Genomic DNA, 16,538 nt, shown 5'->3' on the forward strand with positions numbered 1-16,538 from the left:
CAATTCATAACTTTATCATTCGATTTCCTTTCAATTGAAAAGGACTATTTCTATTTAATGAATTATAATTAAATTATAAATTTTCTAACTAAAAAGGAGACTTATTATGGCACTAGAAATGAAAACAAACTGTCAAATTTGCGATCAATCGCTCGAACAAGATTCTGAAGCATACATTTGTGTATATGAATGTACATTTTGCGCACCATGTACAGAAGAAAGACATAACGTTTGTCCAAACTGCGGCGGCGAATTAGTACGTAGACCGAAAAAGAAATAATAAAAAGCAAAGCGATATCGCTTTGCTTTTGTTTAGGCATCTGAAATTATATATTTAAAAACTTCACACAAACAGGCTCTGGCACAACAACATCAGATTGTAAAAGTGTTAACTTACCTGTAGATTCATCTCTTGAAAATAACACAAGATTATGTGACTTTTCATTTGTAGCAACAAGGAACTTTTCAGTAGGATCTAATACAAAGTCTCTTGGCCAATTTCCTTCTGTAGATGTGTGTTCAACAAATGTAAGCTGACCTGAATTTTGATCTACGCTATAAACAGCGATACTATTATGACCACGATTACCTGCATATACAAAACGGCCGTCAGAAGAAATATGAATCGCACTTCCTTGATTATTTTCATCAAATTGTTCTGGAACAGTAGAAATATACTGTAATTCTGTAAAGGATCCTTCTGCAGGATTATATGTTAACACAATAACCTCTGAACTAAGCTCCGTCATCACATACGCATACTTTCCATTCGGATGAAAAGTAATATGTCTTGGACCACTTCCTGGATTTACAGATAAACGATTCACTTCTGTTAATGTACTATCTTTTACTTCATACGTAATTATTTTATCTATCCCTAAATCAACGCCCACTACATATTTTTCATCAGGAGTGTACCCCGCGTAATGTGCATGTGGTTTTTCTTGTCTTTCTTTATTCGGACCTGAACCTTCATGCGCCATAATAGATGAAGCATGATTTACAGTTCCATCTTCTTCATTTATTTCAAAAGACTCAATCGTTCCTTTATGGTAATTCGCTGTAACTACTGTATGATTTCCACTATCAACACTAATATGACAAGGAGAAGCACCTTCTACTACTTGTCTATTTTTCGCTTTTAGTTCTCCAGTATGACTATCAATGGAATACGCAGCTACACCGCCAGATTCGCCTTCCTTAACAACAGAATAGAGATATTCATTATTTTGGTTAATCGTTACATATGTAGGGTTATCCAGCTTAGCGGCAAGTGTTACATTACTAATTTTTTTTGCTTCTGTGTCTAAAGTAAACTTATATATTCCTTCGCTATTTTCTTTCGTGTAAGTTCCAACATATCCAATAAACTCTTTGTTATCCTTCATTTTCATAACCCTCTCTCCCTATATTTTACGTTCATCATGCTTCTTAAAATATTTTATGTTGAAAGAGTATCCAAAAAAATCGGAGTACTTCTTTATACGTTACCATATTTTCTTGGTAAATAGCTTTTAAACCCACTTTTTTTGATACGCTGCTATACTTTCATATTCTTCTTCCAATTGACGGGACAGACGAATATAGATTGGCGTTAAATCTTTATATTTTTCCACACTTTCCATGTTTGGCTCATGATGAAAATCTGCACCTACCATTTCAGAAACTACGGATAATGTATCTATTTCACCTAAACTATATAAACCGAGGATTGCAGCTCCTAAGCAAGAGCTTTCAAAACTTTCCGGAACATATACGTCTTGATGGAAGATATCCGCCATCATCTGTCTCCAAAGTTCCGACCTTGCAAAGCCGCCTGTCGCTTGAATTTTTTTCGGTTCGCCAATTAACTCTTTTAAAGCGAGAAGAACGGTATACAAGTTATAAATTACTCCTTCTAAAACAGCACGGATCAGATGTTCTTTCTTATGATGCAATCCGAGTCCAAAGAAAGATCCTCGTGCATTTGCATTCCATAAAGGAGCTCTTTCCCCTGCTAAATACGGGTGAAATAATAAACCGTCAGATCCAGGATTCACTTTTGCCGCTATTTCAGTAAGTACTTCATATGGATCTTTCCCTAAACGCTTCGCAAGTTCAATCTCTGAAGTGCCTAATTGGTCACGAGCCCATCTGAAAATCATACCGCCGTTATTTACTGGTCCACCGATTACCCAATGGTCTTCAGTTAACGCATAACAAAAAATTCTACCTTTCGGATCTGTTACAGGACGATCTGTTACAGCACGTATCGCACCGCTTGTACCAATGGTAACAGCCACAACGCCAGGATCTATTGCATTTACACCTAAATTAGATAGTACTCCATCACTCGCTCCTACTACAAAAGGCGTAGAAACAAGTACATTCATCTCTTTGGCAAGCTCTTCATCTAATCCTGTTAAACTGTGCGTTGTTGGAACAAGTTTAGAAAGCTTTTCATCTGTAATTCCCGCAACATGTAAAGCCTCTTCATCCCATTTTAAAGATTTCAAATTAAACATCCCTGTCGCTGACGCTATAGAATAATCAATTACATACTCTTTATATAACTTGTAAAAAACATATTCTTTAATAGAAATGAATTTATAACTTTTTGCGAATAACTCTGCCTTCTCATTCTGTAGCCAAACTAATTTCGAAAGCGGTGACATAGGATGAATTGGTGTGCCAGTACGAAGGTAAATTTCATGACCATTCATATCATTCTTTATTTTCTCCGCCCAGCTTGCACTTCTATTATCTGCCCAAGTAATACATCCCGTTAATGGATTCCCCTTTTCATCTACAGCAATGAGACTATGCATTGCCGAACTAAAAGAGACACAAAGAATATCACTTGGCTGTACACTACTTGATCGTATAGTTTCTTTAATCGTATTTATTACTGCACGAAAAATTTCTTCTGGGTCTTGTTCCGCTGTTTCAGGCGTAGGAGAATATAAAGGATATTCAATTCCATGACTAGCAATAACAGATCCATCAGTAGAAAATAGAACTGATTTTGTACTAGTTGTCCCAATGTCTACACCAATCATATATTTTGAGCTCACCATTTCTTCCTCCTAACAAAAAATTGTTACAGTATCCCACCATAAAAATACATTCCTTTTATCTATTGATAACGTTGTATGCCACAATTATCTAAATAGAAACATCTTTATCTTAAACAAACATATCGAGTAGTAAAACGCCTCCAAAAGCGATAAATGAAAGTAACGTTTCTAATACTGTCCATGTTTTAAATGTTTCTTTCACTGTTAAACCTAGGTATTCTTTTACCATCCAAAAACCAGCATCGTTTACGTGTGAAAACATTAATGCTCCTGCACCTGTTGCAATAACGAGTAACTCTAAGTTCACACCTGTTGTATTTTCAACGATTGGCGAAACGATACCCGCTGCTGTTGTTAAAGCGACTGTCGCTGACCCTGTCGCAATTCGAATTAATCCTGCTACTATAAATGCTAATACAATTGGAGATAGTGCTAAATGCTCAGACATTTGAGCAATAGCATTCCCTACGCCACTATCGATAAGAATTTGCTTAAATCCCCCTCCAGCACCAATAATCGCAACAATTGAACCGATTGGTAATAAGCTATCTTCTGTTACCTTCTTAATAGCCTTTTTATCGATACCTTGGCGAAATCCAAGAAAATAAAACGCTGCAAAACATGCAATCAATAGTGCAATGATAGGACTACCGATTAATGTGACAGTCTTCATCAAAGTAATAGAAAGGGGCACATAAGGAGCTGCTGCAGCTAAAACCATTAACATAACAGGTAACAAAATAACTAAAAATGAAACTCCTATTCCTGGTAATTTCGTTGATTTTGTATTTACACGAATCAATTCTGGCTCATTTTCAGGAATTACACGTTTGTGAATCCATTTCGCAAATATAGGACCTGCAATAATCGCTGCAAAAAATGTAATAATGAGTGAATACAATAGTACCTTCCCAAGATTCGCTTTATAAATACCAATTGCAACGATTGCCCCTGGATGCGGAGGAACAAGGCCGTGTACGACAGATAGCCCAGCAATTGCTGGTAACGCTATCAATAAAATATTTTGTTTCGTAGTTTTATGAATTGAAATTACTAACGGCAGTAATATTAAAATACCTACTTCAAAAAACACCGGAATTCCAATAATAAAACCTGCAATTAACATAGCCCATGGTAAGTTTTTTATCCCAAAGGATTTAATAAAGAACTCTGCCACTTGCATTCCAGCACCTGACTCTGCCATCATTTTCCCTAAAATTGTACCTAATACTAAAATGCCTACTAAATGTCCTAGAACACTTCCGACTCCCGTTTCATAAGCACTCACTATTTTATCCATTGGCATTCCAGACATAATTGCTAAAAACAAACTTGCAATCGTTAAACTAATAAACGCATGCCATCTCCACCAAGATACCCCTAAAATAACAATTACAATTGATAATAATGTAATCATTAAAAGGTACATATTCATACTCAATCCCCCTTTATGTAAACCCTTTCGTAATTACTATATAATTAAAAGAACCTATATAGTTCTTACTTGAGTAAAAGATACCTTTACATATTGCTATACACTTAAAAGCATCTTCACATCATAATGATTTATATAAAAAGAATCTCCCTTATTAGAGATACACTATAACTCATCTCTCTAATAAGGGGATTTCTCTTTAATAATTATAATGTTATTGTGATAAACGCTTCGCGCGATCAATTTTCCCTTTTTTAAAAGTGAATGACACTTTCTTCTCTTGCTGTTTTCACGTAGTAAGACTACAAACTCAGTATCCACTTTAAACGATGAAGTTACTTAGGATTTGTCTTCTCATGAAAAACAACTTTCGGAAAGCACCTTCACTTTCATAACATTATAATTTAGGCGCTTTCGCCCAATCAGCAGCAAATTTCTCAATACCTTGGTCTGTTAATGGGTGCATAGCAAGTTGTTCAATTACTTTATAAGGGATTGTTGCAATGTGAGCACCTGCCATCGCTACACGAGTTACATGATCTGGATGTCTAACAGAAGCCGCAATAATTTGTGTATCTAGTTGATGAACATCGAATAATTCAGCAATTTTAGCAACTAATAGTACACCATCTTCAGAAATATCATCTAAACGTCCTAAAAATGGAGAAACGTACGTTGCACCTGCTCGAGCAGCTAAAAGTGCTTGGTTCACCGTGAAAATAAGTGTAACATTCGTTTTCACACCTTTTTCAGTAAGGTAGCGACAAGCTTCTAATCCTGCTAACGTCATCGGAAGTTTAATTGTAACTTTTTCATCGCCACCGTTAATTTTAATCAGTTCTTCTGCTTGGGCGATCATCTCTTCAGCTGTAACAGCATCTGGCGTTACTTCTGCCGAAACAGATTCAACTTTAGGAACCGCCTGACAAATTTCTGCAATACGGTCTTCAAATTTAATGCCCTCTTTCGCTACTAAAGAAGGATTCGTTGTAACACCAGCTAAAACTCCAAGTTTATATGCTTTTTTTATATCCTCAAGATTTGCAGTATCAATAAAAAATTTCATGATTAATTCCCTCCAGTTTTTAAACGTTGATGAGTTACATGTTTAATATGCTTATCCCGTAAAAGCCCGATTTGTGTGGAATGAAGCCCCTACTTATTAAAGTTTCACTTTATTTCTTTTCTACTGCATGTCCGCCAAATTCATTGCGCAGAGCTGCTACAACTTTTCCTGTAAATGTATCATTGTCTAATGAGCGGTAGCGCATTAATAGAGACATTGCGATAACAGGAGTTGCTGTTTGAAGGTCTAATGCTGTTTCTACTGTCCATTTTCCTTCACCAGAAGAATGCATAACACCCTTAATCTCATCCAGTTTTGCATCTTTAGAAAATGCATTTTCTGTTAATTCCATTAACCAAGAACGAATCACTGAACCGTTGTTCCATACTCTTGATACTTTTTCATAATCGTAGTCAAATTCACTTTTCTCTAGAATCTCAAATCCTTCACCAATAGCAGCCATCATACCGTATTCAATTCCGTTATGAACCATTTTTAAGAAGTGACCACTACCAGCTTTTCCAGCATATAAGAATCCATTTTCTACAGCAGTATCGCGGAAGATAGGTTCAACGATGTCCCAAGCTTCTTGATCTCCTCCGATCATGTAACAAGCACCATTACGAGCGCCTTCCATTCCGCCAGAAGTTCCTGCATCCATAAAGTGAATGCCATCTTTCTTTAATTGCTCATATCGGCGGATAGACTCTTTATAATGTGAATTACCAGCTTCAATTAAAATATCTCCTTTTGATAAAAGTGGTGTAACCTCATCAATAACAGAATCAACAACAGCGTGTGGTACCATTACCCAAAGAATTCTTGGTGATTGTAATGACTGAACAAGTTCACTTAAACTAGATGTACCTGTTGCCCCGTACTCTTTCATTTCTTCTACTGCGCTCGTATTTAAATCAAATGCTACTACTTCATGTTTATGATCCATTAAATTTTTCCCTAAATTTAATCCCATTTTACCTAACCCAATTAATCCTACTTGCATAATATAATTCCTCCTCAAATCATCTTTTATTAAAAATCCATATCACTACAATCTGGAATACCTTTCAGCACTGAAATTTTAATATGTACAGAAAGGTATTCACAGTCATAGCTTAAGAATTCAACACATTTTTTGTAATTTGAACAACATTTTCTGTCGTAAATCCAAATAGATTCATGACTTCAGCTCCAGTTCCTGAAGCTCCAAATGTTTCAATTGATAGTACTTTTCCTTCTTGTCCTACATAACGTTCCCAACCGAGAGATACACCCATCTCAAGAGATACTCGTTTCGTTATAGAAGACGGAAGAACGGATTCTTTATATTCGTTCGATTGGCGATCGAATAACTCCCAGCTCGGCATTGCAACGATGCGAACAGAAACTTGATCTTCTTCTAATTTTGCTTTCGCACTAGCAGCTAAGGATACTTCAGAACCTGTCGCAATTAAAATTACATCCGGATTTTCATTTGTTTGTGTTAATACGTAAGCTCCTTTAGAGAAATTCTCTATGTTCGCTTTCGTTTCATTAAACACCGGTAAATTTTGACGACTCAGTACTAAAACGACTGGACCATCCGTTTGCTGTAAAGCATACGCCCAAGCACTTGCTGTTTCATTTGCATCTGACGGGCGGATAACTGTTAAACCAGGAATTGCTCGAAGAGCTGCCAATTGTTCAATTGGTTCATGCGTTGGACCATCTTCTCCTACAGCAATCGAATCATGTGTAAATACGTAAGTAACAGGTAACTTTTGCAGTGCAGCCAGTCGAATGGACGGACGAAGATAATCATTAAATACAAAGAATGTACTTACGAAAGGTTTTACTCCTCCATGAAGCGCCAATCCATTCGCTGCAGCGCCCATTGCATGTTCACGTACACCGAAATATATATTTCGTCCAGCATATGATTCTACTGCATATACTGCTTCACCTTTTATATCTGTCATCGTAGAATGAGAAAGATCCGCACTTCCACCGAAAATAGAAGGAATCGATTTCACATAATGATTAATAGCTTCCCCACTTGCAACACGAGTAGAAATTGTTTTTTCAGTATCAAAGGATAGAATGTCTTTCGCTTCAATTAAAACCTCACCTGTAATCGCTTTTTCTAATTCATCTGCCAGTGTAGGATTCGCTTCTCTGTATAAGTTGAACTGCTCATTCCAGTCATTGTCTTTTTCAATACCTTTTTGTTTTAGTTCATTAAAATGAGCTTTTACTTCTTCAGGTACAAAGAAATCTTCCTCATAATCCCAACCATACACTTGTTTTGTCGCTGTCGCTTCTTCTACTCCAAGCGGATTACCATGTGCTTTGTTCGTTCCAGCAACTTTTGGACTTCCATAACCTATAATGGTTCTAATTTCTATAAGAGTAGGTTGATCCGTATTTTCTTTCGCTGATTGAATAGCTTTTGTAATCGCATCAACATCGTTTCCATCTTCAACTCTTACATATTGCCAATGTACAGATTCTGCCCTTTTCTGAATATCTTCAGAGAAAGCAATGCCTAATTCACCATCAAGTGAAATTTCATTTGAATCATACAGTACAATTAACTTGCCAAGTTTCATATGTCCTGCCATTGACATCGCTTCATAAGCGACACCCTCCATTAAGTCACCATCTCCGACTAAAGCATACGTATTGTGATCTATAATAGAGTGACCATCCTTATTGAACTTCGCTGCTAAATGAGCTTCTGCCATTGCCATTCCTACAGCATTAGCAATCCCTTGTCCTAACGGGCCTGTAGTCGCTTCAACTCCAGGAGTATGCCCAAACTCAGGATGTCCAGGTGTTTTACTATTTAACTTTCTGAAATTTTTCAAGTCATCAATTGAAACGTCATATCCAGCTAAATGAAGTAGGCTATATAACAGACTAGATCCATGTCCCGCCGATAAAACGAAACGATCACGGTTAAACCATTCTGGGTGATTAGGATTGTAATTTAAATGATTCGCCCATAATGCATAAGCCATTGGTGCTGCTCCCATCGGAAGACCTGGATGACCTGAGTTTGCCGCATTAATAGCATCAATCGATAACGTACGAAGTGTATTCACTGCTAATTGATTTATGTTTTGTGTCATAGTAATCGTCCCCCTAAATGCTTTCATTAAAGAAAGTACTTATTTTTCCGTCTCTTGATCTAACCACCATTTAAATCCACTTTCTTGTAACAGTTCATTAGACGCTTCTGGACCATATGAACCAGACTCATATTCATGAAGCGGTAATAAGTTTTCCTCGAACGCTTCAAGAATTGGTTGTACCCATTCCCATGACAATTCAACTTCTCTCCAATGTGCAAAGAATGTAGCGTCTCCACTCACAGCATCATGAATGAGTCTTTCATACGCTTCAGGTACTCCCACATCCGCTTGCTCACAAGTAAAGTTAATACGCATCGGTTCAATTTCTCCATTTTTCAATGGATTTTTACTGTTTAACTGTAATGAAACGTTCTCACCTGGGCTAATTTCAATTATTAATAAGTTAGGTGCTGCATTTGGATTATTATCTTGATATTGCTGTTTTAACGTATTTTTAAATTCGATTACAATACGAGTAGACTTTTCTTTCATTCGTTTGCCTGTTCGTATATAGAAGGGAACGCCAGTCCAAAATGGATTATCGATCCACAGGCGAGCAGCAACAAATGTGTCTATGTTAGAAGAAGGATTTACTCCTGGCTCCTCTTTGTATGCTACAACTTGCCCGCCTTTTATCTCACCTGCAGCGTATTGTCCGCGAATGATATGGCTTTGAACGTCTTCTTTTTTCACTTTACGAAGCGTTTCCATTACCTTTCGCTTTTCCTCTCGAATTTCACATGCATTAACCTTTTCCGGCAGATTCATAGCAGTCATCATTAATATTTGTAACATATGATTTTGAACCATATCTCGAATGGCCCCTGCCTGGTCATAATATCCTGCCCTTTCTTCAACCCCAACTGTTTCACTCGCTGTGATTTGTACATTCGCTATATGTTCTTTATTCCAAATTGATTGGAGAACAGGATTTGCAAATTCTAATGCTTCAAGATTTTGAATCATCGGTTTACCTAAATAATGATCGATACGGTATATCTCGTCTTCTTCAAACGTGCGACTAAGCTTATCGTTAAGCTCACGAGCAGATGTAAGGTCGTGCCCGAATGGTTTCTCAATCATCAGACGTTTCCATCCATCCGTTTTATCAAGTCCGCTTTCCTTAATATTTAAAGCAATGGTCTCGAAAAATTCAGGAGCAACGGAAAGATAAAACATTCTATTTCCTTTTATATGTAATTCTTCTTCCCTTTCACGAACGACTTGTAATAACCTCTCATAGTCTTCCGGCTTACTCACATCTAATGGACAATAGCGAAAATTATCTAAAAAACCTTCCAGTTCCGGAGTACCTTCTTCTCTATGACGGGAAAACGTCTCTATTGATTCTTTTATTCTTTCTTGAAAATCTACATGAGATACTTGACGTCTCCCAAGCCCGATAACGGATATTTGCTTTGGAAGCTTTTGATCTCTATATAAATTATATAGTGCTGGGTAAATTTTGCGTTTCGCTAAGTCCCCTGTCGCTCCAAATAAAACAAAGGTCATTGATTCCAATTTCAGTCCCCCTCTTGTTGTATAATCCTTGTCAATATTTTAAAAATGAATTGTACAGAAGCTCATGTTTTATAAAAACAAAGAGTTATCAAATCCCAATTCTTTTTATACCTTTCGCTTTTTAATTGTCCCCAATATTAATAGTGGCAATTCAAAGCATTTCTACCACAACTTACTTATTTATAGAATTTAACGAAACATTTTATATCTGATTACTTTTAGTAATTAAATAATCTTATGTCTAATATATTAACCACATAAATTATTATCGTCAATAAAAATGTCTTGAATTACATACGATTTATTTCGTAATACTTTTCTAAGTGTATTCCTAGTTACCATTCATTTTCAAAGATAATGATCGTTATAATAAATATCATTTTATCAAAATATTCAATTAATTTATCGCTAAACTCACGAGCAGACGTTACATTATAACCAAAAGGCTTCTCTATAATAAGACGATTTAATCCTTTTGTAGCTCACAATCCACTTTCTTTCTTTCTTTCATTCATTCATATAAATCTATACTTTTCATATTTCTACTCAAAATTGATAGGCAATACTGTAACACCACATTGTTGCCTATTGTAACCGTTATAACTTTCTTTGTGCTACGAGTGTTATTATAAATCGGCCATAACATGAATAGCAGTACGTACTTTAAAGTGATGTAGGCACTTTAAAATACCTATACTAAGTGAGTAATAATAAACATAATGAATAAATCATGCTGCAAAAATAACATCTACCCTTTCTTCAAAAAGCTTTACAGTAGTTTTTAGAAGTACGTTACATTATTTCATTTCATGCACTTTCCTCTTCTTTATATAAAATTCTCACTAACCAAATTCAAAATATTATACTTATTTTTCGTACTTTGCTATGCTATAACCACAAACAGGAGGTATAAACTATGAAAGCACAAATTATCCATTCTTTTGGGGATTCATCTGTATTTCAATTAGAAGAAGTTTCAAAACCGAAACTTTTACCAGGTCATGTTCTAATCGATGTAAAAGCAACAAGTGTAAATCCAATCGATACAAAAATGCGTAGTGGTGCCGTTTCAGCCGTCGCTCCTGAGTTTCCAGCTATATTACACGGCGATGTAGCTGGTATTGTTATTGAAGTAGGAGAAGGTGTTTCGAAATTCAAATCAGGGGATAAAGTATACGGATGTGCCGGAGGTTTTAAAGAAACTGGAGGTGCACTTGCAGAATTTATGCTTGCTGATGCACGATTAATTGCTCACAAACCTAATAATTTAACAATGGAAGAAGCTGCTGCTCTACCATTAGTTGCAATTACAGCTTGGGAATCTTTATTTGATCGTGCAAATATTAAACCTGGTCAAAATGTTCTCATTCATGGAGCTACTGGTGGCGTAGGACACGTAGCCATTCAACTAGCTAAATGGGCAGGCGCTAAAGTTTTTACAACAGCTTCTCAGCAAAACAAAATGGAAATAGCCCATCGTTTAGGAGCCAATATAGCTATTAATTATAAAGAAGAATCTGTTCAAGAATATGTACAAAAACATACGAACGGAAACGGATTTGAAGTTATATTTGATACAGTAGGCGGCAAGAATCTTGATCATTCTTTTGAAGCTGCTGCGGTCAATGGAACTGTCGTAACTATTGCAGCTCGTTCAACCCATGACCTCTCTCCTTTACACGCAAAAGGACTCTCTCTGCACGTTACTTTTATGGCATTAAAAATATTACATACAGATAAGCGTAATGATTGCGGAGAAATCTTAACGAAAATAACGCAAATTGTAGAAGAAGGAAAACTTCGTCCATTGCTAGATTCTAAATCTTTTACGTTTGATGAAGTTGCAAAAGCACATGAATATTTGGAGTCAAATAAAGCAATAGGTAAAATAGTTTTGAAAAACGTTTGGTAACTTTCACTAAATAAAATGTTTGTTGTTGGGAAATAACAGCGAGATCGCTTCGCCTTATCTTTTTCTTAAGAGGCGTGCCACAACCTTAAAAGCTTTCCATCCTTTACAACAAGTAAAAAAATAACAGCTAAATTTTGAGGTGGGGGTCTTACTGCCCAGCAAATAGCGGGATAACATTCAAAAAAACCTTGCAGAAAAATTCTACAAGGTTTTTTTCTATAAATACAAATTAATCACTATATTAAAATGAAAGAGTTTGTAATTCATCACAATAATATTAAATATACGCTGCTTTAAAGGCTTGTTGGACAGCTTGTACTTCTAATGAGTCTTTACCATATAAGTTCGTTGCTACACGAATACAAGCTTCTTTTAATTCTTTAAAATCAGAAGTCATATTTAATTCATCCGTATTTGCATAATAGAAAATATCAAACATTTTATCTTCTCCAATGCCATGTACGTTTACTCCATTATGGCTTCCACCACTAGCAATCAAGTAAGCTACTTTATTAATAATGCTAGAGTTCGTGTGTACACCACCATGATCGTGGTCAGCATCAATAGGTAAGTTATTATAATGCCTATAATCCTCTGGATATCTAGAAGAGATAGATGATGGGTTTTTCATATCTCTAAAAATACGACCTGATTGTTCTCCCATTGTCCAATTGAACTTTCCGTTATTGGCATACTTTTCAACGGCTACTCCTAAAATATCAGATAACGCTTCATTAATTGCACCAGCTTCTCCTGCGTACTCAAGTCCAGACTCATTTCTTGTAACCGCGTGTGTAAATTCATGTCCTGCCACATCAAATGCTCTAACAATTGGATCTCCGTATACTAGCATAGCGCCATTACTAAATGCATTAAACCACTGCTTAGGATTTCCTTTATTCGTACCATTTGTGTTCCAACCATGAACGACAGAAATTACTTTTTGTCCGTTATTATCAAAGCTGTTACGGCCATATTTTTCTTGATAAAAATCATATACTTTCGTTGCTAAATAATGGGCACTAACTGCTTTAGTATCTGTAAAATTTGTAGAATTACTTGTTACTAAATCATCGAGATAACCCCATACATTTCTTCTATAATTATTATAATCTTTATAATTAGCAGTATATGTTTCAATTCCCTTACCACGAGAATAATCTGCCAGCATGTACATTCCATCACTTCTTTGTGTAATTCCAAACGTACGATTAATACCTAAGTCATCTTTTCCTGTACCTGTTAATTTTGAAGGATCTGTTGATTTATTTGATGTCGCAGATTGGACAATACTACTCTCTACTTGTATACCCAATTTTTGAACGAGTTCTTTTAATAGATTACCACCAAAAGCATCAATTAATACTGTACCGGATACATATTCAGGTGTAGATGCACTAAAAGTAATTTGATATGCGTTTGTAGCTTTATTTGTATTTTCATCTACATATACCACTTGTTTAATTTCTGGTTCTTCGATAAATGTGAGATCATTTCCATAGATGTTGAAAAGCTGTTTCTTTGCATCCTCTTCTGATAGAGTAATAGGTTGTTTCAAATCTTCCTGTTGTTGTAAATTTTGGGCACTATCTCCCGAAACGCTCGTAAGTACACCATCATCATTAATATGTGCTGTTAGTTGATATCCGTATACATCACGTCCTTCATACGTTTGTTGAAGACGTACCAATGTAGTACCATCATAAGATTTACGACTTTGCGTAACATTATAATTAACTTTGGATTCCGTATTAACTTGCTTTGATGATAATGCTTGTTCTGTTTTTCCTTTTAGTGCATCCTTTGCTACATTTTCTGCCGAATTTTGAGAAGGTGCTGTTAAATTACCTGTTCGGAACGTATCTTCCTTTGTTTCCACTTTTAAATCTTCTGTTTCCGCATGTACTCCTCCATAAGGCATAATCGCCGATAACACCACTCCTGTAGTTAAACCTACCTTTACGAAATTATTCATATTTTTACTCCTTTATAATCGTATTATTAAATTAAATAAATGTATTTTAGAATTTTAAGCATAGATAAAAAATTTTAACTATAGCCAATCGTTTTTACATACCTCTACATACATAGGTTAATAGATTGGTTTGCTACTTTTTTAGATTCAATTCATTTCTCAAAAATTATTCATTATATAAGCTATCTTTATATTTATTCATATACGTTATTTTTTGTGGTTCTGATAACATATTTATTGCCATCCACACATTCTTTTTCATTTCTAATTTTTGCATTGGTATCTCTTTTAAAAACTGATTACCTATAATCGCTTCCATTTCTTCATCAATTCTTTGTATAAGATTTTCTTCTGGATTATTTTGCAAAGAAGTATTTTTCAATCCCCATTTTGTTATTATAAATTCATTCGTTTTATTCATAGGATTAATAATAGTAGCTTTACTAGTTAATCGTTTTTTTATTTCATCATGATAGATTTTAATTCTATATCCCTCTTTTAGTGGAATGATATCTTTTACAATTGTTACATTTGTTCCTTCCATTTCCTTCGTATAAATTTTTTCACCTTTTTCATTAAAGACCTCTATCGATGCATATTTTTCACCTGCATAATAGCTATGAGGCGTTTTAGTAGTAATCGTAAAAATAGCTCGATTTTGCTCTAAGTCTGTATTTAATACGGCAAACTGGTCATCTCCTAATCCTAGGAATTGAATCGTTTCATTTACCAACTTACTCACTTTCATTTCGTTAATATCAATCTTTAGACTATTATCTTTTTCTTTTACATAGGCATAATACGAACTGAAATGGTACATACTATTCGTTTTCCCACCTGAAATTTCAACCGTATACACTCCATTTGGTACGTCTTGTAAATTGATATCTGTTGTTTCAATTGTTTTCTCTTGAATAACTGTATTCCCTTCTTTTAATTTAATTTTTCCTCCTTTTAATGTATCTATTTCATTTGTATTTAAATGGATATGCAAATTCCCTTTTAGCCCAAGTGGAGCAATTTGCTGATTCGTAACTATTTCGAAGTTGGAGTTTATCGGAATATCAGGATCAACTATAGCTCTTCCTTTCGCTAATTGTGATTCAGGCACTATATAAGCTAAAGAAGTAACAGCCGGAAAACCTTTCGCCCTATTCATCTCTATTTGTTTATGATTAAGCTTAAAACCCCACCTTTCAAAAACAGGTGTAAAATCAACTTGTCCATTCTCACTATAATACTGATTCATTAAATCTGGTAAAGAATGGTCACCTTTTTTGAAAGCAGTATTGCTAGCTAGTTTTCGATAACCTTGATACATTTTTGCAAATGCTTCATCGCCAGCTTTTTGTTTCGCCATCGTTAAAAGAATAAGTTTTTGTCGTAAATCTAAATCATCATAATTTTTATTTTCTTTCATTAGAGCATTATATAAATTCCGTTCTACCTGTTCCTTTTTCCCGAAATTAAACAACCAACCAACTTGATCTGCTTTTTTGCCGTATTTACTATATTGATATTGAACACCAAATAGATTATTAGAAACTTCTCCTGTAAATATTCCTTGATTATCAAAACCAGCTTGGTATCCATGAGCGATTTCATGTAAAGTTCCCCAACTTAGTTTATCTAACCACATCTTTGTACTATCTGTACTATTCGCTGTCCAATTTGTGTCATAATAGGCACCGCCAGCACCAGATATATCTGCTTTTAAGAAATAACGATTTTGACTTTTTTTATTTTCAAACGTTGAGCCATCTAAACCAATAATTGAATCATACATCACAAAAATATCTTCATAATACGCAATTAACTCATCCAACGATTGAAAATCTTTTAAAGATCTTACTAACTCTTTATCTTTTTTAGGTACAAATAATTGAAAACTCTCCCCTTGAAGTAACGCATACTCTCCATCAAATTGATCCCATGCACTAAAAAATTGAGATACACTTCCTTGTTGTTTATAAATGGGAAGGGGTTTAGTAGCACTTTCATTCCCTACTTGGTACTCAAGTACAGCGTGCTCTTCACCGTACGGAGTATCTATGAAAGGAACTAAAGACGTATCACCTTGGATAGTAACCCATTCATTTCCTACTTGTATGGATTTTTCATTTTTTGAGTCATTAGACAATAAACGTAATGTTAATTTGTCTTTAAAATTAGGATTTGTTTGTCTTACCTTTAATGGTGTATTTCTCTTCAAAATAAATCCTAAATCTTGTCGGTCATGATATTTTCCCTTACTTATGCCCGCCTGAAATATCCAAGTAGGCTCTTCTAAACTAGTAATTTTTTTTGCATTTATTCGTTCATCAGCATGTAAGTGTATATTTCCTATGAGGAAAAACATTGTATACATTAGGCCTATAACAAGTAACCTTTTCATTTGCATATCTCCTTCTCTATTTTTTTATATACAAAATACAATAAAGCCCTCCTTCTTCACTTATA

At 35.1% G+C, this 16,538-nt stretch carries 11 protein-coding genes and 1 pseudogene; 2 read left to right on the forward strand and 10 right to left on the reverse strand.

The genetic code is table 11. The features are described 5' to 3' along the window. Positions 1-106: 106 nt before the first annotated feature. Positions 107-280 (forward strand): DUF1272 domain-containing protein, encoded by a 174-nt coding sequence (locus AB6801_RS14830; RefSeq protein WP_001162788.1) that lies wholly within the window; start codon positions 107-109, stop codon positions 278-280. A 46-nt stretch (positions 281-326) separates the two neighbouring features. Here AB6801_RS14830 and AB6801_RS14835 read toward each other — a convergent pair whose 3' ends face one another. The 8 genes and pseudogenes from AB6801_RS14835 to AB6801_RS14870 form a co-directional block, all read right to left on the reverse strand. Next, positions 327-1,394, reverse strand: coding sequence for a lactonase family protein (locus AB6801_RS14835; RefSeq protein ID WP_000782224.1), 1,068 nt, complete (start codon positions 1,392-1,394; stop codon positions 327-329). A 120-nt stretch (positions 1,395-1,514) separates the two neighbouring features. Continuing rightward, positions 1,515-3,056: a gluconokinase gene (gene gntK / locus AB6801_RS14840; protein ID WP_000254948.1), complete on the reverse strand. Its 1,542-nt coding sequence runs from the start codon at positions 3,054-3,056 to the stop codon at positions 1,515-1,517. Between the two features lie 109 nt (positions 3,057-3,165). Continuing rightward, a complete protein-coding gene (gene gntP / locus AB6801_RS14845) occupies positions 3,166-4,491 on the reverse strand; it encodes a gluconate permease GntP (RefSeq protein ID WP_001057613.1) in 1,326 nt (441 codons plus the stop codon). Between the two features lie 397 nt (positions 4,492-4,888). Further along, entirely contained in the window at positions 4,889-5,557 is a 669-nt protein-coding gene (gene fsa, locus AB6801_RS14850) for a fructose-6-phosphate aldolase (RefSeq protein WP_000667676.1), read from the reverse strand. 109 nt (positions 5,558-5,666) lie between these two features. Beyond that, complete coding sequence (gnd, locus tag AB6801_RS14855; protein WP_001195925.1) at positions 5,667-6,560, reverse strand: phosphogluconate dehydrogenase (NAD(+)-dependent, decarboxylating); 894 nt, start codon at positions 6,558-6,560, stop codon at positions 5,667-5,669. 112 nt (positions 6,561-6,672) lie between these two features. Beyond that, complete coding sequence (gene tkt, locus AB6801_RS14860; protein WP_000193046.1) at positions 6,673-8,667, reverse strand: transketolase; 1,995 nt, start codon at positions 8,665-8,667, stop codon at positions 6,673-6,675. A gap of 39 nt (positions 8,668-8,706) precedes the next feature. Continuing rightward, positions 8,707-10,191 carry a glucose-6-phosphate dehydrogenase gene (gene zwf, locus AB6801_RS14865; RefSeq protein ID WP_000445362.1) on the reverse strand — a complete coding sequence of 495 codons (1,485 nt, stop codon included), beginning with the start codon at positions 10,189-10,191 and terminating at the stop codon, positions 8,707-8,709. Positions 10,192-10,539: 348 nt separating this feature from the next. Beyond that, positions 10,540-10,691 (reverse strand): annotated as a pseudogene (locus AB6801_RS14870) (glucose-6-phosphate dehydrogenase); the annotation flags it as partial. A 416-nt stretch (positions 10,692-11,107) separates the two neighbouring features. On the opposite strand from AB6801_RS14870, the gene AB6801_RS14875 reads away from it, so the two are divergent. Continuing rightward, on the forward strand, positions 11,108-12,103 hold the full coding sequence (locus tag AB6801_RS14875; RefSeq protein ID WP_097999239.1) for a zinc-dependent alcohol dehydrogenase family protein: 996 nt from the start codon (positions 11,108-11,110) through the stop codon (positions 12,101-12,103). 277 nt (positions 12,104-12,380) lie between these two features. Here AB6801_RS14875 and AB6801_RS14880 read toward each other — a convergent pair whose 3' ends face one another. Together AB6801_RS14880 and AB6801_RS14885 are read right to left on the reverse strand one after the other, a co-directional pair. Continuing rightward, positions 12,381-14,078, reverse strand: a complete 1,698-nt coding sequence (locus tag AB6801_RS14880; RefSeq protein ID WP_370941097.1) for a M4 family metallopeptidase — start codon at positions 14,076-14,078, stop codon at positions 12,381-12,383. A gap of 166 nt (positions 14,079-14,244) precedes the next feature. Then, on the reverse strand, positions 14,245-16,473 hold the full coding sequence (locus AB6801_RS14885) for a putative mucin/carbohydrate-binding domain-containing protein (protein WP_370941098.1): 2,229 nt from the start codon (positions 16,471-16,473) through the stop codon (positions 14,245-14,247). Positions 16,474-16,538: the final 65 nt, after the last annotated feature.

The organism is Bacillus sp. RCC_6_1, from assembly GCF_041360755.1.
GTDB classification, from domain to species: Bacteria; Bacillota; Bacilli; order Bacillales; family Bacillaceae_G; genus Bacillus_A; species Bacillus_A cereus.

Coding starts and splice junctions, on each gene's coding strand:
- AB6801_RS14830 (WP_001162788.1), top strand. CDS start 107: ATGGCACTAGAAATGAAAACAAACTGTCAAATTTGCGATCAATCGCTC.
- AB6801_RS14835 (WP_000782224.1), bottom strand. CDS start 1,394: ATGAAAATGAAGGATAACAAAGAGTTTATTGGATATGTTGGAACTTAC.
- gntK (WP_000254948.1), bottom strand. CDS start 3,056: ATGGTGAGCTCAAAATATATGATTGGTGTAGACATTGGGACAACTAGT.
- gntP (WP_001057613.1), bottom strand. CDS start 4,491: ATGAATATGTACCTTTTAATGATTACATTATTATCAATTGTAATTGTT.
- fsa (WP_000667676.1), bottom strand. CDS start 5,557: ATGAAATTTTTTATTGATACTGCAAATCTTGAGGATATAAAAAAAGCA.
- gnd (WP_001195925.1), bottom strand. CDS start 6,560: ATGCAAGTAGGATTAATTGGGTTAGGTAAAATGGGATTAAATTTAGGG.
- tkt (WP_000193046.1), bottom strand. CDS start 8,667: ATGACACAAAACATAAATCAATTAGCAGTGAATACACTTCGTACGTTA.
- AB6801_RS14875 (WP_097999239.1), top strand. CDS start 11,108: ATGAAAGCACAAATTATCCATTCTTTTGGGGATTCATCTGTATTTCAA.
- AB6801_RS14880 (WP_370941097.1), bottom strand. CDS start 14,078: ATGAATAATTTCGTAAAGGTAGGTTTAACTACAGGAGTGGTGTTATCG.
- AB6801_RS14885 (WP_370941098.1), bottom strand. CDS start 16,473: ATGAAAAGGTTACTTGTTATAGGCCTAATGTATACAATGTTTTTCCTC.